Here is an 18318-nt window from a genome sequence, read left to right on the forward strand (position 1 = left end):
GTAGGCTCAGATTACGGGAGTCACCAGAGCTTGTCCAGGGTGATCGGCAAATCGCGAATGCGCTTTCCCGCCGCGTTGTAGACGGCATTGGTTACTGCCGCGCCGACCCCGGTGATGCCGATCTCGCCGACGCCGTGCGCGCCCATCGGGGCGTGCGGGTCGGGAAGCTCGCTCCACAGGACTTCGATTTCCGGGACGTCCGCGTGGACCGGCACGTGGTACTCGGACAGGCTCGGGTTCATGATCCGGCCGGTGCGCTCGTCGAACTGCGTCCGCTCGGTCAGCGCGAGCCCGAGGCCCATGATCATGCCGCCGCGGAACTGGCTCGCGGCGGTCTTGGCGTTCAGGATCCGGCCGCAGTCGAACGAGCCGAGGAGCCGGCTGACCCGGGGCTCGCCTGTGACGGCGTTGACCCGTGCTTCGCAGAACACCGCGCCGTACGAGTGCATGGACCAGTGCGCGAGCTCGAGCGACGGTGCGCCGGTCGCCTCCGCTGCGACCTGGGGGATCCCGGCCTTGTCCAAAATGGACGCGTAGCTCTCGGACCGGCTCGGTTCGTCGAGGCGGCAGAGCCCGCCGTCGAAGCTGCCGACCTCGTCGGGTGTCAATCCCGCGAGCGGGGAGTCGTGGCCTACCAGTTTGAGCAGTTCGGCCGCCAGCTCGCGCTGGGCAGCGCCGATGGACGCGCCGATCACGGCCGTCTGCTGGGCCCCACCGGCCATAATGGACCCGGGCAGCCGCGAATCGCCGTAGCGGACCCGGACCTGGTCCAGGCCGAGGCCGAGCCGTTCGGCGGCGACCATCGCGGTGGTGGTCTCGGTGCCCATGCCCATCTCGTGCGCGGCCACGTCGACGGTCGCGTGACCGTCCGCGGTCAGGGTGATCCGCGCCGACCCGCCCGGCAGCCGGACGTACGGGTGACACGCGGCGGCCACCCCGAGGCCGAGCAGCCATTCGCCCTCGCGCCGCGTGCCCGGCCGCGGGTTTCGCCGGTCCCACCCGAATCGCTCGGCCCCGGCGTGGAAGGCCTCCACCAGGTGCCGGGACGAGAAGGGCACGCCGGAGGTCGGATTTCGCTCCGGTTCGTTCCGGATGCGGAGTTCGATCGGGTCCAGTTCGAGGCGCTCGGCCAGCTCGTCGACCGCGCACTCGAGCGCGAACGAGCCGACGGCCGCACCGGGCGCCCGCATGAAAGTGGGCGCGAGCATGTCCAGGTGGGCCGCCTCGACCGCCAGCTTGAAACTCCCGGCGGCGTAGAGGTGCCGCGTCGAGGCGATGAAACCCTCGGGAACGGGGCTGTGGTGGGTCATGGCGATGACTCCGGTGTGGACGATGGCGTCGAACCCACCGTCCGGCTGAGCGCCGATCGCCACGCGCTGCTCGGTGTTCGCGCGCCCGCCCACCAAGCGGTAGACCCCCTCACGGGACAGGGAGAGCCGGACCGGCCGTCCGGAAAGCTTCGCCGCCGCAGCCGCGAGGATGTGGTGCGACCACACGCATTTGGCCCCGAACCCGCCGCCGACGTGGGGCGAGCTGACGTGCACCTGCTCCGGCCGCAGCCCGAACGCGTGCGCGAGCGACCAGGCGGTGTGGACGACCGCCTGACTGGCGTCGTGGACGATCAGCTCGTCGCCGTCCCAGGTGAGGGTGACCGCGTGCGGCTCGATCGCGTTGTGGTTCTGGAGCGGCGTGCGGTAGGTCTCGTCAACCTGGACGGGCGCGGCCGCGAGCGCCGCCTCGGCGTCCCCGATCTCGGTCGTGAGTGGCTGTCCATAGTGGAACGCGGGAGAGAGGCCGGCGGCCTTGGCCTGCTCGAAGGAGGTGACCGACGGTTCGGTCGCGTAAGCGGCGCGGATCAGGGAAGCGGCGTGGTCGGCCTGCTCCGGGGTCTCGGCGAGGACCAGGGCGATGGGCTGGCCGTTCCAGTGGATCCGGTTGTCCTGCATGACTGGCAGGGTGTCCCCGGCCACGGCCTTGCCCTCGGTGTACCACTCGGGCAGCGGCGTGATCTTCGGCGCGTTGCGGTGGGTCATCACCAGGACCACGCCGGGCGCCGCCTCGGCCGCGGCGGTGTCGAGTTCCGTGACGCGCCCCTTGGCAATGGTGCCAAAGGTCAATGCGGCGTAGACCATGCCGGGGAACCGGAAATCGGCCGCGAAGGTGGCCTCACCGCGTACTTTCAGCGGTCCGTCCACTCGGGACACCGCGTTGCCGAGCAGCCGAGACCGATGCTGGATCAACGGGTCCGGTGTGCTTTCCGGTCCCCAGCTGTCGGGGGCCAGCCCCAGTGCCGTCATCGGGGGTCTCCCAGGAGCCCGGTCAGGACAGCCGTGATGGTCCGCCGGGCGAGTTCGATCTTGAAAGCGTTGTCCCGCAGCGGAACCGCGTCCGCCAGTTCCGCCTCGGCAGCCGTGTGGAACTGCCTCGCCGTGGCCGGACCACCGCGGAGCGCGGCTTCGGCCGTCCAGGCGCGCCAGGGTTTGGGGGCCACCCCGCCGAGGGCGATCCGCACGTCGCTCACCACCCCGCCTTCCACTCGGAGCGCCGCCGCGACCGAGACGAGCGCGAACGCGTAACTGGACCGGTCGCGGACCTTCCGGTAGGTCGAGGCCGCGGTGAGAGCGGGCACCTCGACGGCGGTGATGAGTTCGCCGGGCCTCAGCACGGTGTCCTTTTCGGGCTGGTTGCCCGGAAGGCGGTGCAGTTCGGTGAGCGGGAGCGTCCGTTCGCCGTCCGCGCTCCGGAGGTGCACCTTCGCGTCGAAGGCCGCCAGTGCGACGCACAGGTCCGAGGGATGGGTGGCGGCGCAGTCCGGCGAGGCGCCGAGGATGGCGTGCATCCGGTTGAAGCCGCCGATGGCGTCGCAGCCCTGTCCTGGTTGGCGCTTGTTGCAGCGGGAGCCGCTCTCGTCGTAGAAGTAGGAGCAGCGGGTGCGCTGCAGGATGTTGCCCCCGACGGTCGCCATGTTGCGGATCTGCGCCGACGCCCCGGCCACGATCGCCCGGCTCAGCGCGGGGAATCGGGTCCGTACCACACGATGCTCGGCGACGGCGGTGTTGCGCGCCGCCGCGCCGATCAGCAGCCCGCCGTCCGCGGTCTCCTCGATCGTGCCGGACAGGCCGGTCACGTCGACCAGCGCCGCCGGGCGTTCGATCGTCTCCCGCATGAGGTCGACGAGGTTGGTGCCGCCGCCGAGGTAACGCGCGTTTCCCTCACCGGCCAGCCGAATCGCGTCGTCAGCGTGGGCGGCCCGGGTGTACGTGAAGGGGTTCACGAAGACTCCTGCGCGTAGGTCGCCGCGATGGCGCCGATGATGCCGTTGTGCGAGCCGCAGCGGCACAGGTTGCCGCTCATCCGCTCGCGGATCTCGTCGGCGGTGAGCACGACCTTTCCGTCCGTGACGTCGGCAGTGACGTGCGAGGGCACCCCGCGTTCCGCCTCCGCCACCATGCCGATTGCCGAGCAGAGCTGGCCGGAAGTGCAGTAGCCGCACTGAAAGCCGTCGTGCTCGATGAACGCCCGTTGGAGCGGGTGGAGCCGGTCGCCGTCGGCAAGGCCCTCGACCGTGGTGATCCGGCGCCCGTCGTACTGCGCCGCGAGCGCGAGGCAGGAGAGGATGCGCACGCCGTCGGCCAGCACCGTGCAGGCGCCGCAGCCACCCTGGTTGCAGCCCTTCTTGGTGCCGGTCAGCGCCAGACGCTCGCGGAGGAAGTCCAGCAGCGAGACGCGCGGGTCGGGCGGGAGCTCGGTCGCGACACCATTGATCAGGACGGACACGGCCGGCTCCTTCACCGCACGTTGACGGATAACCTATCCGACAAAACTGTAGCAAGTGGCGGATAGGCTGTCCACCACGACGTGGGCCGCGGGTCCGAAGCGGACGCCGGGCGAGGGGATCGACGGCACGGCGGCGCGCGCTCGGCCGGTCCATTGTGGACGGTTTGTTGTCGGCATGCTGAAGTCTTCCGCTGTTCGAGTGTGGCCTTGGCTCCATGGCCTGACGCCGGCGATTGGCGACCAGCGCACCGCTCTGCTAACGTGACTACGAACCAGTATATATGGATACGTACACGAGGAGCCGTCATGGGCAAGCAGGTGCTGGCCGACGTCCGGGTGTTCGACGGAAGCCGCCTCACGGAACCGGTCGACGTCGTGGTCGAGGGCGGGGTTATCGGCAGCATCGGAGGCGGGCAGGCGCACGACGCCGAGGTCGTCGACGGAGCAGGCGCGACACTGCTCCCCGGGCTGATCGACGCGCACACCCACGCCGACGAAGCAGCGCTCCGGCAGGCGCTGACGTTCGGCGTCACCATCGAATTCGACCTGGCTTCCATGCCCGACACCATGATCCCGCTCCGCGCCGAGGTCGCGACCGCGGCCGACCTCGCCGACGTGCGCAGCTCCTCGTTCGGGCTCACCACGCCCCACGGGCACCCGCACCAGCTCCGCGGCGGGCAGAACGACCCGGACTGGCCGACGGTCACCGAGCCCGGCGAGGCCCAGGCGTTCGTCGACGGCCGCATCGCCGAGGGCGCGGACTACATCAAGGTCCTGATCGAGGACGGCCACACCCTGGGCACCTCCCTGCCCGCCCTCGCCCCGGACCTGGTCGACGCGGTCGTCCGCGCCGGCCACGAGCGCGGGAAGATGGTGCTCGCGCACGCGCTGACCGTCGCCGCCACCGAGATCGCGCTGGACGCCGGGGCCGACGGCCTCACGCACCTGTTCGTGGACCAGCCGCACACGCCCCAGCTGATCGAGCGCATCGCCGACTCCGGGATGTTCGTCATCCCGACGCTGAGCACGCTGGCGTCGATCACCGGCCGGAGCGACGGGGCGGACCTCGCCGCCGACGCCCGCGTCCGTCCGAAGCTGTCGCCGGAATGGCTCGACAACCTCTCGCGGAGCTGGGCTTTCCAGCAGCCGGAGCAGTTCCGCTACGCGCTGGACACGGTGGCCGCGCTGCACGCTGCGGGTGTCGACGTGCTCGCCGGCACCGACGCGTCCCACCTTGGCGCCTACGGGATGGCGCACGGCGCGAGCCTGCACGGCGAGCTGCGCCTGCTCGTCCTGGCCGGATTCACCCCGGCGGCCGCCCTCAACGCGGCGACCTCGGTGCCCGCGGCCCGGTTCGGGCTGGCCGACCGGGGCAGAATCCGTCCCGGCGCCCGAGCGGACCTCATCCTGGTCGACGGCGACCCGACGGCGAACATCGGCGCCACGCTGTCCTTGCGGGCAGTCTGGCGAGGTGGCGTCCGCCTGGACCTGGCCGCTGTCACCCCCGCCTGAACCCGCCGAAAGGAGCCGGATCATGGTTGACCACACCGAGTTCGCGGACGGTCTCGTCGACGTGCACGCGCACTTCACCACCGATCACTACATCGAGGCCGCCAGCGCGGCCGGGCATCGCGAGCCGGACGGCATGCCCGCGGACTACTGGCCCCGGTGGAACGCGGGGGAGCACCTCGACCTGATGGACCGCGCCGGCATCGCGACCGCGGTGCTGTCGATCTCCTCGCCCGGGGTGCATTTCGGCGACGCCGCGGCGGCCCGCGACCTGGCCCGCGAGGTCAACGACGCAGGCGCGGAGATCGTGCGGGCAAACCCCGGCCGGTTCGGCCTGTTCGCCAGCCTGCCGGCGCCGGACACCGACGGCGCGCTGGCCGAGGCCGCCCGCGCGCTCGACGAACTCGGCGCCGCGGGCGTGATCCTGATGTCCAACAGCCGCGGCGCCTACCTTGGCGACGACCGGCTGGCCCCGCTGCTGGCCGAGCTGAACCGCCGCCGCGCCGTGCTGTTCCTGCACCCCACCTCGACCGAGGGGCACGAGCACGTCGACTGCGGGCGCCCGCGGCCGATGCTCGAGTTCCTCTTCGACACCGCGCGCACCATCGTCGACTTCGTGCTTTCCGGTGCCGCGCAGCGCTTTCCCGACCTCCGGGTGATCGTTCCGCACATGGGCGGCGTGCTGCCCCTGCTCGCCGACCGGGTCGAGCTGATCAGCGCGGTCACCGGAGCCGGCACCGGCGGCGTGAGCGTGTTCGAGAGCCTCAAGCGCCTGTACTACGACCTCGCCGGGGCGCCGAATGCCACGCAGCTGGCCGCGCTGCGTTCCATCGCGGCGCCCGAGCGCCTGCTCTACGGCAGCGACTACGCCTGGACCCCGCGCGACGTCGTCCTCGGCACCCTCGCACAGCTCGACGCCCTGGAGCCGGAGGACTGGCGGACGCAGACCACGAACAACGCCCGGACGCTCCTGACCTCGTAAAATATTCTATAAACGGGGTGTATAGACCCGAGGTGTACACCCCGTGTAGTCTGCTCCGCATGTCCATTGCGAACACGTTGCTCGGCTTGCTGGAGAGCGGGCCGAAGTACGGCTACGACCTCAAGCGGCTCTACGACGAGAGCTTCCGCCAAGACCGCCCCCTGCACTACGGGCAGGTGTACTCGACGCTGTCGCGGCTGCTGCGCAACGGGCTCGTCGAGGAGAAGGGGATCGAGCCGGGGGACGGCCCGGACCGGAAGCGGTACGCCATCACCGACGCCGGCGTGACCAACGTCGCGGAGTGGCTCGGCACCCCGGAGAACCCGTCGCTGTACCTGCAGAACACCTTGTACACCAAGGTCGTCCTCGCGCTGCTGTCCGGGCGGAGCGCCACCGAGGTGCTGGACGCGCAGCGTGCCGAGCACCTGCGCGCGATGCGGCGGCTGACCACCCGCAAGACCGACGGTGACCTCGCTGACCAGCTCATCTGCGACCACGCCCTGTTCCACCTCGAAGCGGACCTGCGCTGGCTGGAGCTCACCGCGGCCCGGCTGGACGAGCTGGCGGGACAGCTGAAGCCGTGAACACCACCACCGATCAGGGGAATCTCATGGAACCGACCGGGGGCGCGCTGCTCAGCGCCGTCGATCTGCGCAAATCGTTCGGACCCACCCAGGCGCTCGACGGCGCCGGGATGGACCTGTACGCCGGTGAGGTCGTCGCCGTGATGGGCCCGTCGGGCTCGGGGAAGTCGACGCTGCTGCACTGCCTGGCCGGGATCGTCCAGCCGGACGGCGGCGAGGTCCGCTACGCAGGCCGGGTGCTCTCGTCGATGCTGGACCGCGAGCGCAGTGCCTTGCGGCGCACCGATTTCGGCTTCGTCTTCCAGTTCGGGCAGCTCGTGCCCGAGCTGACCTGCCTGGAGAACGTCGCGCTACCGATGCGGCTCGACGGCGTGCGGCGCGGGCCGGCCGAGAAGCTCGCCCGCGAATGGCTGGACCGGCTGGAGGTCGGCGACATCGCGGACAAGCGGCCGGGCGAGGTGTCCGGCGGCCAGGGCCAGCGGGCCGCCGTCGCGCGGGCGCTGGTGACCGAGCCGCGGGTGGTGTTCGCGGACGAGCCGACCGGCGCGCTCGACTCGCTCAACGGCGAGCGCGTGATGCGGCTCCTGGTCGCCGCGGCCAAGGAGACCGGCGCGGCCGTGCTGCTGGTCACCCACGAGGCGCGGGTGGCCGCCTACTCCGACCGCGAAATCGTGGTGCGGGACGGGAAATCGCGGCAGGTCGGGTTTGCCGCCGAATCGGTCCGGGTGCCGCGATGAGCGCTACGACCCGGCGCCGGGGGCGGTTCGCCGCCTGGACCGGCGACCTGGCCCTGGGGATCCGGCTGGCCGTCGGGGGCGGCCGGACCTCGGGGACCGCGATCGCCCGGCTGGTCCTCGGCACGATCGGCGTCGGGGTCGCGGTCACCGTGCTGCTGTTCGCGGCCTCGGCCAACCACGCGATCGCCCAGCGCGACAGCCGCCAGCTCGCCAATGTGGCGTCCGGCGCCCCGGTGGCCGGGGTGACGCCGTTGTCCCTGCGCGACGACCAGACGTACTTCCGGGGCCAGTACATCTCGGTCCGCTACGTCCACGCGAACGGTCCCACGTCGCCGCTGCCGCCGGGCCTGGCGCGGGTTCCCGCGCCCGGCGAGACGATCCTTTCCCCGGCGCTCGCCGAACTGCTGCAGTCGGACGCCGGAACGCTGCTGCGGCCGAGGTTCCCAGGGCCGGTGACCGGCACCCTCGGCCGGCCGGGCCTGGCCAATCCGGACGACCTGCGCGCGTACGTCGGCACCGACGCTTCGCTGCTGGGCAAGCAGGTCTACTCCTTCGGCGCGCCCAGCGGGTCGGACGGGCTCGACCCCGGATTGCTGGCCCTGCTGATCATCGGCATCGTCTCGCTGCTGGCGCCGGTGTTCGTGTTCGTGGCGACGTCCGCGCGCATCGCCGGGGCCGAGCGGGACCGGCGGCTCGCCGCGCTCCGGCTGGTCGGTTCGGACCTGCCGCAGGTACGCCGCATCGCCGCGGCCGAATCTCTGGTCACCGCGGCGGCCGGGCTGCTGCTCGGCGCCGGGGCGTTCCTCGCCCTGCGGCAGCTGGCGCCGTCGGTGCAGGTGCGCCAGGGCGGCCTGTTCGTCGAGGACGTCGCGCCGCCGTGGCCGCTGGTGGTCTTGATCCTGCTGGCGGTGCCCGCGCTGTCGGTGCTCAGCACGCTGGCCGCGTTGCGGGGCACGGCGATCGAGCCGCTGGGCGTCGTCCGGCGCACCAAGCCGATCAAGCGGCGGCTGTGGTGGCGGCTGATCCCGATCCTCGCCGGCGTGGCCGTGCTCTGCACGCTGACGGTGCGCGACAGCTCCAGGCTGACGACCATCGCCGTCGTCGGCGGGGTGGCTTGCCTGCTCGTCGGCGTCCCCGCGCTGCTGCCGTGGCTGCTGGAGCGCGCGGTCGCGCGCCTGTCCGGCGGACGGCCGCCGTTCCAGCTCGCGGTCCGCCGGCTGCAGCTGGACAGCGGCACCCCGGCCCGGGTGGTCGCCGGGCTCGCGGTGGTGCTCGCCGGGGCGATCGCGCTGCAGTCGTTGCTGGCCGGGCAGGCCCACGCGTTCGACCCCGGCCCGCTGCCGCAGCGCGACGACACGCAGATGTCGGTGGACACCGACCCCTCGACGAGTGCGGCGGTGACGGCCGCGCTGGCGAAGCTGCCGGGCGTGAGTCCCTTGAACCTGGCGCAATCGGTGGAGTTGCAGGGGCCGGACCCGACGAAGTCGTACGGGGTCCAGGTGGCCGACTGCGCCACCTGGCGGGAGCTGGCCGCGCTGCAGGACTGCCGGGACGGCGCCGTCTACCAGGACCGGCAGGCCACGGATTCCGTCCACTCCGGACAGTCCTATGCGGTCAGCTACTACGAGCAGTCCCGGCGCCCGCTCGGCACCTGGACGGTGCCGGAGCTGATCCCGGTGACCGTGCCGGACAACGCCCGGCACGCCGGCGCGTCCGAGGTGATGGTCACCCCGGGCGCGGTGGCCGGGCTCGACCTGAGCCAGGTCTGGGCGACCGGCAACGTCAAGGCCGACTCGTCCGATCCGGACTACGCCGAGGCCGCCCGCAACGCGCTCGCGCCGTTCGCCTGGCACGCCTCGCTGTACGTGCCGGACCCGGTCGAGCTGAGCAGCAGCCAGCGCGCGTACCTGGCGATCCGGGCCGGGCTGCTCGCGGCTTCGGTGTTCACGCTGCTGCTGGCCGGGGTCAGCCTGCTGGTGCTCGGCCTCGAACAGCTGCGGGAACGGCGGCGCACCATCGCCATGCTCGCCGCGACCGGGGTCCCGGTGCGGGTGCTGGCCCGGTCGGTGGTGTGGCAGAACGCGATCCCGCTGCTGCTCGGCATCGTGACCGCGGTGGTGGCCGGGATCGGCGTGGGGGCGCTCGGCGCGCGCCTGACCCGCGCGACCGTGACCGTCGACTGGCTGGCGGTCGGGGTGCTGAGCGCGGCCGCGGCGGTCCTGGTGCTGCTGGTGACCATGGTGACGCTCCCGTCACTGCGCGGCGCGGCCCGGCTCGCTTCGATGCGGACCGAGTAGCGCCCGGGGAAGCTGGTACGGCGCGGGGGCCGTACCAGCTTCCTTGTGCCCGGGGTCAGCGGTGGGTGGCCGTCCAGGTCGCTTCGGCCGCGGCGACGTCGGTGACCAGGTTGCCGAGGGCGAGGTTCGCGTCGTTGAGGTGATACCCGTAATCGGCGTCGGGCCAGATGGGGGCGGTCCGGCGCTTGTCCCGGGAGCCGGCGGACTTCGTCACCTCGAGCCAGGCCGAGCCCTTCGCGCCGGTCTTGCAGCGGGCGGAGTAGAGCCCCGGGTACGTGACCCACGGGGTGCTGACCGCGTTCGCCCGGGTGGCGAGGAAAAACGGTTCGAGGGCGGCCTTTCCGCCATGCTGCGCCGCCGGGTTGACGCAGGCGACCTGAACGCCGGTGGTGGCGGTCTGCCCGGATTGCAGGGCGACGCCCCGGCCCGGGCGGCCGAACAGGGCCGAAGCCGGTGGTGTGCCGGGGAAGCTGGAATAGGCGATCACGCAGCCGGCCTGGCCGGTGCGGGTGCAGACCGGCAGGTGCCGGAAGCTGCCCCCGGTGGCCGACTTCGGCTTGACCTCCACGTCCGCGCCGAGGACGACGGCGAGGGCGACGCGATCACGCAGCTTCGCGTCGTGCTCGACGACCCCGGACAGCAGCTTGATCAGCATCGCCGCGCCCTGGGAGTGGCCGAGGAACACGATCGGCCGGCCGTGGTTGTAGTGCTCGAGGTAGTCCTCGAAGCCGGCCTTCAGACTGGCGTACGCGGTGCTGATCGACTCGGCGGGCAGGTTCAGGTCCGGGTACGCGGCGATCGTCGCGCGCGTGGTCTGCCGGTACATCGGCGCCCAGACCTTGCAGACCTGGGAGAACCGCGACGCCTGGAACCGGGCCGCGCCGATCTCGGCCGGCTGGATCCGGAGGTCGGCGTTCATCGACGGCTCGCCGCTGACCGTCGGGTACACGTAAAAGCAGTCGAACGGCGAGGCGGCCGCGGGCTTGGCGGCCACGAGGGTTTTGGCGCCGTTCGCCGCCACCGCGGTCGCGTCGAGCCCCATCACGCAGGGGTCGTGCGGCTGGCCGGGGTGGCACAGCCAGACGGTTCCGGGCTCGTCGGAGCCCTGGGCACGAGGAGCGGCGGCGGCCGTGACGCCGATCGCGGTGACCAGCAGCGCGCCGACCAGTGTCAGCGCGCGCGCCAGCCCGCTGCGGTACCAGCCTCTCACCGAGCGGTTCATGAAATCCTCTTCGTACCTCGTGCGGCCGGCACCAGCGGCCGCCCTGTTGGGCACGACGCTTCGCCTGCCGCCGGTGATCCGTCAAGACGGAAGCGACGTCAGTCACCACTCTGTGTCCGGAAGTGCCCGGCCAGGCCCCGTTTTCGGGCAGGAAGCCTGCCCGGACACCCGGATGTTCGGGGAAAACCGGACACCCGATTTAGGCCATCTGAGTGCTTCGCGCCGCTTTCGGCCGGCCGCCGGGAACCCGGTGGTTTGCTCGTGACGTCCGAGGGGGCGGGTGTGAAGGGCGGTCGGCCGGGAGCGGCGCGTCGCCCCGCACACCGTGAACGGCGACGAGATCAGCCACGCCGCCATCGCGGACGGCAGCCGCGTCCGGGCGGCCGGCCAGGCGAACGTCGCGGGCAGCTCCGGCGGTTACTTCGGGCTCGACATCGACAATCACAGCGGGCACTACTTCCATGGCGTGGCGCACAACGGGGACGCGGTGGTCCAGGAGGGCGTGGACGCGTTCGGCCGCTACGGTGTGCCGGACATCTGGGAAAGGAGCACCGTCGGTGGAGGCTGACGAACTCGGCGCGCTCCGGTTCGAGGACCCGGCGGCCCGGCGGACCGGCTTGCTGGCGCTGCGGCCCCTGGACCACGCCGACACGAACTGGTGGCTCGGCGTGGTCCAGCACGTGACGCTCCGGGCGACCGGCCCCGACACGCCCGACGAGGAGCGGCGCGCGTGGGCAGAGCTGGCCGTGACGACGCTGGAAACCGCGCTCGAAACCGGTGGGCTGGACGAGCGCGAGGTGGCGACCCGGGAGGCCGGGCTGTCCCTCGCGCTGCCCGCCGGTCACCGCCCGGAGAGCCTCCGGCCGGACCGGGTGGCCCGGCGCTGCCTCGACCTGGCCGGGCTCACCCCGGCCGAGGCCGCCGCGACGACCTGGTCGCTGCGGGCCGAGGACGTCCCGGTGATGCGGAAGCTGCGCCGCGTCCGCATCATGGTGGTCCCCGCGCTCGCCCTGTCGTCGCAGATCGAGGACGAAGAACTCCGCCGCGAACTCGACGAGTGGCAGGCGGTCGTGCCCACCCTGCCGTGACGGAGACTCCAGCGGTCTACTGCCGCGCGGCCGGATCAGATGATCTGCGGTTTGAACGCCGGGGTCCGGGCCGGGTCGTCCACGACCAGGATCGCGATGACCATGAAGGCGAGCGCGGCGCCGATGGCGAGCGCGGCCTGCCCGACTGGACCCGCAATGGCACGCTCGCCGAGTGCGTCGCGGGAGTCCCAGCAGCCTCGCGCCGCTGCCCGCGGACCTGGACTTCACCGCCGCCGGCACCGCGCCGGCCAAAGCGCGCTGATCCACGGCGCCGCGGGCGGCGTGGGTTCGATCGCGGCGCAACTCGCCGGCGAGAGCGGAGCCCGGGTGATCGGCACCGGCCGGGTCCGCGCGGCTTTCCGTCGTAGAGTCCACCGAGGACAAACGACCCTCACTGCTGAGCGAGCAATTCCAGCTGCACCAGCGGCAAATCCCTATCAGCCACAAGACGGTACGCCAGACACGAAGCCGTCGAGCCCAGCAGGAACGGCCGAGTCTGCCCACCCCAGCGGAACTCCTCCGCGGGCCGAGAGTCGAGCGGCCGCCACTCGCCGTCGTCGCCGCGGCCGTCCAGACGCCACGCGAAGGTGCCGGGCGAGGCGACGGTCACGGTGTACAGCGTGGTGGCCTCGGCCGCATCAAAGGTGTAGCCGATCTCGTCACCGGGACCGAGCCGGGTGGTCGTCTCACCGAGGTCGTCGAAGGCCGGGTGGGTCCCGGGACGGGTCAGGTCCAGCCGGATCCGGGGGGCTTCACCGGCAGGCGTCATTGAGGACGGAATGCTTGCGGCAGCCCAATTCGTCGGCTCCGGCGAGAGCGTGACGACGATCTCGGCCCCGTCGCTGAGGAGTCGGCGCGGGACCGAGATCTCGTGCCACGGCTCGCCGTCGATCGCGACACCCGCGATGTAGTCCCAAGCCGGGTCGCCAACTGTGCGGACGGTCAGCGTCGCCCCACCAGGGAGCCCAACGTCCGCGCGCGCGAACAACGGCGTGGTCAGGACGAACTCGTCGCTCGCGGGCACCAGCGGGTACAGGCCCAGCGCGGCGAAGAGGTACCAGGCCGACATCTCGCCGTTGTCCTCGTCGCCGGGATAACCCTGGCCGATCTCCGAGCCGAGGAACAGCCGGCGCAGCGCCTCCCGCACGATCCGCTGCGTTTTGTGGTGCGCGCCGGTGAACGCGTACATGAACGGGATGTGGTGCGCGGGCTGGTTGGACAGGCCGAGCATGCCCATCCGCACGTCCCGGGCCTCGGCCATCTCGTGGATGGTGATGGCGTAACTGCCCTTGAACTCCGCGCGGCCGGTTTCGGGCGTGGCGAAGAACTCGTCGAGCGCCCGCTCCAGCGCGTCCGGGCCGCCGTACAGGGTGGTCAGGCCGGCGCCATCGTGCGGCACGGTGAACGCCGTGCCCCACCCGTTGGTCTCGGTGTAGTCGTCGCCCCACACTCGCGGGTCGTAGTCGTCCGCGACGGGGACCCGCCAGCCGCCGTCCGGGTTGCGGCCTTGGAAGAACCCGATTCGACGGTCGAACACCGTGGCGTAGCGCGCGGCCCGGGCGGTGTAGTACTCGGCGTCGGCGGCCAGTTCCGCTTGGCGGGGATGGTCGGCGGGGAGCCGGGAAGCCAGCAGCTGGGCCATTTTCGCGATCCCGCAGTCGTTGATGGCCGCGTCGATCGTCCACGACATGCCCTCGGACACCGTGGTGTCGGTGAACCCGCGGAACGTCTGCGAACGCACGCCTTTACGCCCGACGAGCGGGGTCGGCGCGACCACGGTGGCGTTGCGCAGCGCGGAATCGTAGGCGTCCAGCGGGTCCAGGCCGGGCAGCCCGGCGGCCAGCGCGCCGGCGAAGATGACGTCGGTGGTGGTGCCGGTCATGTTGTCGATCGGGCCGGGCGCACTCCACCGGCTGGTCCAGCCGCCGTCGCGGTAGTGCTGGAGGAAACCGTCGAGCAGCGGCCCGGCGTCCTCGGGCCGCAGCAGCGCGAGCGCCGGCCAGACGGTCCGGTAGGTGTCCCAGAACCCGTGGTTGGCGGTCAGCCGCCCGGACTCGATCCGGCAGCCGGTTTCCGTTGCGGTGTGGGACTTTGCCAACGGCGGGAACGGGCTGGCATAACGCGGCCCTTCCTGGGCTTCGTTGGGATAGAGGAAAAGCCGGTACAGATTGGAGTACAGAGTGGTCAGCTGATCCTCGGAGGCACCCTCGACCCGGACCTGCCCGAGCCGCTCCGCCCACGCCTCGTGTGCCAGCGCGGCGACGGTGTCGAAGTCATCTGTGGACAGGTTCGCCTCGGCCTGCGCGATGCCCAGGAACGAGGTTCCGACGCGGACCGTGACCGTGCGGTCCGGCCCGAGGTCGAGGTGGACGGACCCGCGCGGGCCGTCGGCGTGCGCCGCGAGCACCGGACGGTCGATAGTGGCGTGCACGAACATCCGCGGGCTGTCGTCGGTCCCGTCCGTGAACGCGCGCACCACCGCGCCGGCCGGTCCCGGCTCGGGCAGGGTGAGGCCGCCGGTCCCGTCCGCCTGGTCGAAGATCAGCGAGCCGCGCTCCTCCGGGAAGCGGAAACGCAGGACGAGGGAGAACCGGGCCGCGGTGAGCTCGGCGTGGATGCCGCCGTCGAGTGTCACGGCGTACCGGTGCGGCCGGTCCGACTCGCTCGCGCGGTCGAACCCCAGCGCCCGCGCCGACCGGTCCAGCGCCGGGGCCGCCCCGAGCGCGGGGAACACCTGGAAGACGCCGCGGTCGCGGATCCACGGGCTGGGGATGTGCGACGTGGCGAACGCCTGCAGCGCGGGACGCCCGTCGTCACGGTTGTGCGAGGCGTACGTGTAGGTCCACTCGACCGAAGCCGCGTCGGTCATCGGCGCGCCGAACACCGCGCCGTGCGGCACCGCGACCAGCGGCACGGTGTTGCCACGAGAGTACTCGAACGTCGAGTGGCTGCCGCGGGTCGTGCGGACCCGGTCGACCAGATCGAACGGTGGCGCGGGGGCCGGGCGCACGGCGACCGCGTTCACGTAGCCGGTCAGCTCGCCCGAGTCCCCGGGCGGGGCCGCGATCCGCACCTCGGCGCGGACGACCCGGCGCCCGGCGGCCGCGGCGAGGCTCACCCGTTTGAACGTCCACTGGTCGGCCGCAACGGTTTTCGACGCGTACTGCGCCTGCGGATCGTGCTGGACCCCATGCTGGTCGGACACCGCCAGATCGCTCAGCCGGGTCCCGTCGCCGAACACGAGGTCGACGATCACCGCGGTCGCCCCATAACTGTCGCGGATGTCCTCCCGCGAGCGGTCCAGCACCGGGAAGACCGCGTACTCGAGCACGTCCGTCGCCTCGACAAGCGAGTGCTCCAGCGGCAGTTCGGCGACGAAAACCGACTCGGCCCCGGTGATCCGGTACTCCCAGACGGGGGAGGGGTCGAGCCCCTGGCCGGAACGTCCGGCCGGGGCGTGTGCGGGTCCAGCGGCAGTGGTGAGCGTGAAGCGGTTCATGCCGGGCGCACATCCAGGTGAACGTCGGAGTATTTACCGGCCAGCACATCCGCCACCGCGATCGGCTGCCCGAGGGCCGCGGAGACGTAGACCGACCGCACGAAAGCCAGTGACCGCAAGGCATCCGGCACCGTGACGCCGGGTTCGGCGCCGGTGGTGACGGCCCGCGCGATGTCGTCGTACTGGCGCCGGTGGCCCAGCACGAAGTCGTCGTCGCGACGCGGTCCGGCGGGGGTGTCGTCGAAGCCGACTTCGACCTCGGCCTGGTTCCCGGTGAGGGCACCGCCGGTCACACTGCCCGCACCGCCCGGACCACCGGTCGTCGCGCCCGAGCGGGTGTGGAAGTACTCGAGCCGGTCGTTGTCGATCACCGCGGACCCCTCGGTGCCGTGCACCTGGATCCGCGTGGTCAGCCCCGGGTACGCGGCGGTGGTGGCGAACAAGACGGCGATGGCCCCGGACTTGAACCGCACGGTCGCGGCCACGGCGTCCTCGACCTCCACCCGCTCGTGGGCGAGCAGTCCGGCCGTGGCCTGGACCTCGATGGGGCGGCCGAGGAACCACAGCAGCAGGTCGGCGGTGTGCACGCCCTGGTTCATCAGCGCGCCGCCGCCGTCGAGTGACCAGGTGCCGCGCCAGGCGCCGCCGTCGTAGTAGCTCTGGTCACGCCACCAGGCGACCGACGCGACCGCGGAGGTCAGCTTGCCGAACCGGCCGTCGTGGGCGGCCCGCGCCACCGCGACGCTCGCGGGATCGAACCGGTGCTGGCTGATCACGCTGATCATCCGGCCCGTGGCTGCCGCTTGTTCCGCCAGCGCCGCGAATTCCGCGGCCCGCCCGACGCTGACGTCCAGCGGCTTCTCGATCACCACATGCGTCCCGGCCTCGATCGCCGCCCGCGCGAGGTCGAGGTGGGTGCCGCTGGGCGTGCAGATCACCACCAGATCGGGATCCTGGTCCCACAACGCCTCCGCCAGTTCGGCATAGGCCACTGTGGACGGATGCTCGGCGATCAGCCGCGCGGCGTTCTCCGTCACCGGGTCAACGGCGGCAACCAAAGTGAACGCAGCATGCTCGCCGATGACGCGGGCGTGGTTGCGGCCGATGACCCCGCAGCCGACGAGGGCGACCCGGATCGACTCGGTCATGCCAGCCCCACCCCGAGCTGGTCGGTGATCCCGCGCAGCGCCCGGGCCGCGCGGCCGAACGCGGCCGGCCCGGAGAACCCGCCCGTGGCGTGGGCCGCGGACAGGTGCGGTTCGAGCGAGATGAAGCCCTCGTAGCCGTCGTCCCGCAGCGCGGTCAGGGTCTCCACCACCTCGCCGTCACCCTCACCCGCGGCGACGACCCGGCCGTCCGCCGCGAGCGCGTCCTTGATCTGCAGGTAGTCCAGGTACGGCCGCAGCCGGGCGTAGGCGTCGGTGAACGGGCGGGCCCCGACCTGCACGAAGTTCGCGGCGTCCCACGCCACCCGCAGGTGGTCCGAGCCGACCGACTCGATCAGGTCCACGACCCGGTCCGGGGTGTCGCCGTAGATGTCCTTCTCGTTTTCGTGCAGCAGCACGATGTCCTCGCGCTCGGCCAGGTCGGCCATCGCGCGCAACCGCACCAGCACCTCGTCCCGCATCCCGGCCGGATCGCGTCCCTCCTGATAGAAGGAGAACATCCGGATGTACCGGGTCGAGAAGAACCGCGCCAGCTCGATCGCGGTGCCCAGCCGGGTCACCTCGGCCTCGACCGGGAGCTCGAGCGAGACCTTGCCCAAGGGAGAGGCCAGGGCGGAGACCCCGAACCCGCGTTCGTCGAGCAGCTTCCGCAACGCGGCCCGCCGCTGGTCGTCGAAGGCGAGCACGCCGGTTCCCCAGGCGCCGCGCAGTTCCAGGTGCCGGGCGCCGAGCGCCTCCAGCACCGAAAGCTGCACCACCGGGTCCGCGTCGATCTCGTCGCCGAAGCCGGACAACAGCCACGCGGTCATTTGGTTCCTCCTGCGGTCAGGCCACCGGCCGGGTAGCGCTGGAAAACGAGCACCGACAGCGCCACCGCGGCTGGACGGCGAGGTCATCACGGAGCTGGACAACACGTCGTGCCATCCTTGCAGGACCGAGAAGATCGCCGCGACCATGATCCCCGGCACTGGCCTCGGTGGCCGGGCCGGTCAGTCCAGCGAGTGCTCCTTGAGCCACGTCGCCGCGCGGCGCGCCGAAGCGCGGGACAGCCACGCTTCCTGAACCACTTCCGCCAGCTCCTGCCGGCTCAGCTCCCCGACCCGGGCGGCGCGCAGCAGCACGGACGGGTGCCCGTTGAAGTGCGGGGTGGTGAAGAACGGCGACCCCTCGTCCTGGACCATCGCCTGCTTGTCCGCCTCGGACCCGACCCAGAAGACGATCACGTCCGGGTAGCGCTCGCCGGTGTCCGGGTCGACCGCGTCCGGCCGCGGGTTGCGGAAGAAGACGAACGACTTCCCGCCGACCTGGTAGACCGGGTTGTCCCCGCTGCCGCGCTCGACCGTGGTGTGCGGCATGGCCAGCGCGAGTTCGTGGACGTCCTCGACCTTGGCGCGGCGGCTCTTCCTGTCCGGCATCAGCCCAGCGTAGGCAGGTCCGGGCGCTTCCACACCCAGGAA

The 18318-nt window shown here is 71.9% G+C and carries 15 protein-coding genes; 7 read left to right on the plus strand and 8 right to left on the minus strand.

All coding sequences use genetic code 11. The features are described from left to right. Nucleotides 1-20: 20 nt before the first annotated feature. The 3 genes from OG371_RS35765 to OG371_RS35775 are packed head-to-tail and all read right to left on the minus strand — an operon-like array spanning nucleotide 21 to nucleotide 3777. Nucleotides 21-2297 (minus strand): xanthine dehydrogenase family protein molybdopterin-binding subunit, encoded by a 2277-nt coding sequence (locus OG371_RS35765; RefSeq protein WP_329060079.1) that lies wholly within the window; start codon nucleotides 2295-2297, stop codon nucleotides 21-23. After that, nucleotides 2294-3274: an FAD binding domain-containing protein gene (locus tag OG371_RS35770; RefSeq protein ID WP_329060080.1), complete on the minus strand. Its 981-nt coding sequence runs from the start codon at nucleotides 3272-3274 to the stop codon at nucleotides 2294-2296. Before OG371_RS35770 ends, OG371_RS35765 begins: the two co-directional genes overlap by 4 nt. Continuing rightward, nucleotides 3271-3777, minus strand: coding sequence for a 2Fe-2S iron-sulfur cluster-binding protein (locus OG371_RS35775; protein ID WP_329060081.1), 507 nt, complete (start codon nucleotides 3775-3777; stop codon nucleotides 3271-3273). Before OG371_RS35775 ends, OG371_RS35770 begins: the two co-directional genes overlap by 4 nt. A 306-nt stretch (nucleotides 3778-4083) precedes the next feature. Between OG371_RS35775 and OG371_RS35780 the strand changes: the two genes are divergently transcribed. Genes OG371_RS35780 through OG371_RS35800 form a run of 5 tightly spaced genes read left to right on the plus strand, consistent with a single transcriptional unit; the run spans nucleotide 4084 to nucleotide 9886 of the window. Then, complete coding sequence (locus tag OG371_RS35780; RefSeq protein ID WP_329060082.1) at nucleotides 4084-5289, plus strand: amidohydrolase family protein; 1206 nt, start codon at nucleotides 4084-4086, stop codon at nucleotides 5287-5289. Between the two features lie 22 nt (nucleotides 5290-5311). Then, the gene (locus tag OG371_RS35785) at nucleotides 5312-6268 is read left to right on the plus strand and encodes an amidohydrolase family protein (RefSeq protein ID WP_329060083.1); all 957 of its coding nucleotides are present in this window, start codon (nucleotides 5312-5314) and stop codon (nucleotides 6266-6268) included. Between the two features lie 59 nt (nucleotides 6269-6327). Then, nucleotides 6328-6852 carry a PadR family transcriptional regulator gene (locus tag OG371_RS35790; protein ID WP_091618087.1) on the plus strand — a complete coding sequence of 175 codons (525 nt, stop codon included), beginning with the start codon at nucleotides 6328-6330 and terminating at the stop codon, nucleotides 6850-6852. A 26-nt stretch (nucleotides 6853-6878) separates the two neighbouring features. Further along, nucleotides 6879-7589 carry an ABC transporter ATP-binding protein gene (locus OG371_RS35795; protein ID WP_329060084.1) on the plus strand — a complete coding sequence of 237 codons (711 nt, stop codon included), beginning with the start codon at nucleotides 6879-6881 and terminating at the stop codon, nucleotides 7587-7589. Further along, the gene (locus OG371_RS35800) at nucleotides 7586-9886 is read left to right on the plus strand and encodes an ABC transporter permease (protein ID WP_329060085.1); all 2301 of its coding nucleotides are present in this window, start codon (nucleotides 7586-7588) and stop codon (nucleotides 9884-9886) included. The genes OG371_RS35795 and OG371_RS35800 overlap by 4 nt, the downstream gene beginning before the upstream one ends. A 55-nt stretch (nucleotides 9887-9941) precedes the next feature. On the opposite strand, the gene OG371_RS35805 is transcribed toward OG371_RS35800, so the two are convergent. Continuing rightward, nucleotides 9942-11108, minus strand: coding sequence for a DUF3089 domain-containing protein (locus OG371_RS35805; protein ID WP_329060086.1), 1167 nt, complete (start codon nucleotides 11106-11108; stop codon nucleotides 9942-9944). Between the two features lie 325 nt (nucleotides 11109-11433). On the opposite strand from OG371_RS35805, the gene OG371_RS35810 reads away from it, so the two are divergent. Together OG371_RS35810 and OG371_RS35815 are read left to right on the plus strand one after the other, a co-directional pair. Further along, on the plus strand, nucleotides 11434-11676 hold the full coding sequence (locus OG371_RS35810; RefSeq protein ID WP_329060088.1) for a hypothetical protein: 243 nt from the start codon (nucleotides 11434-11436) through the stop codon (nucleotides 11674-11676). Further along, a complete protein-coding gene (locus OG371_RS35815; protein ID WP_329060089.1) occupies nucleotides 11666-12196 on the plus strand; it encodes a hypothetical protein in 531 nt (176 codons plus the stop codon). The genes OG371_RS35810 and OG371_RS35815 overlap by 11 nt, the downstream gene beginning before the upstream one ends. Before the next feature lie 391 nt (nucleotides 12197-12587). Here the strand turns inward: OG371_RS35815 and OG371_RS35825 are convergent, their stop codons facing one another. The 4 genes from OG371_RS35825 to OG371_RS35840 all read right to left on the minus strand — a co-directional run bounded on the left by OG371_RS35825 (nucleotide 12588) and on the right by OG371_RS35840 (nucleotide 18276). Beyond that, nucleotides 12588-15695, minus strand: coding sequence for a GH92 family glycosyl hydrolase (locus tag OG371_RS35825; RefSeq protein WP_329060091.1), 3108 nt, complete (start codon nucleotides 15693-15695; stop codon nucleotides 12588-12590). Beyond that, on the minus strand, nucleotides 15692-16843 hold the full coding sequence (locus tag OG371_RS35830) for a Gfo/Idh/MocA family protein (RefSeq protein ID WP_329060093.1): 1152 nt from the start codon (nucleotides 16841-16843) through the stop codon (nucleotides 15692-15694). The genes OG371_RS35825 and OG371_RS35830 overlap by 4 nt, the downstream gene beginning before the upstream one ends. Continuing rightward, on the minus strand, nucleotides 16840-17670 hold the full coding sequence (locus tag OG371_RS35835; protein ID WP_329060095.1) for a sugar phosphate isomerase/epimerase family protein: 831 nt from the start codon (nucleotides 17668-17670) through the stop codon (nucleotides 16840-16842). Before OG371_RS35835 ends, OG371_RS35830 begins: the two co-directional genes overlap by 4 nt. 180 nt (nucleotides 17671-17850) lie before the next feature. Then, nucleotides 17851-18276 (minus strand): MmcQ/YjbR family DNA-binding protein, encoded by a 426-nt coding sequence (locus OG371_RS35840; RefSeq protein ID WP_329060097.1) that lies wholly within the window; start codon nucleotides 18274-18276, stop codon nucleotides 17851-17853. Nucleotides 18277-18318 lie beyond the last annotated feature (42 nt).

Source organism: Amycolatopsis sp. NBC_01480, from assembly GCF_036227205.1.
In the GTDB taxonomy this organism is placed as follows: domain Bacteria; phylum Actinomycetota; class Actinomycetes; order Mycobacteriales; family Pseudonocardiaceae; genus Amycolatopsis.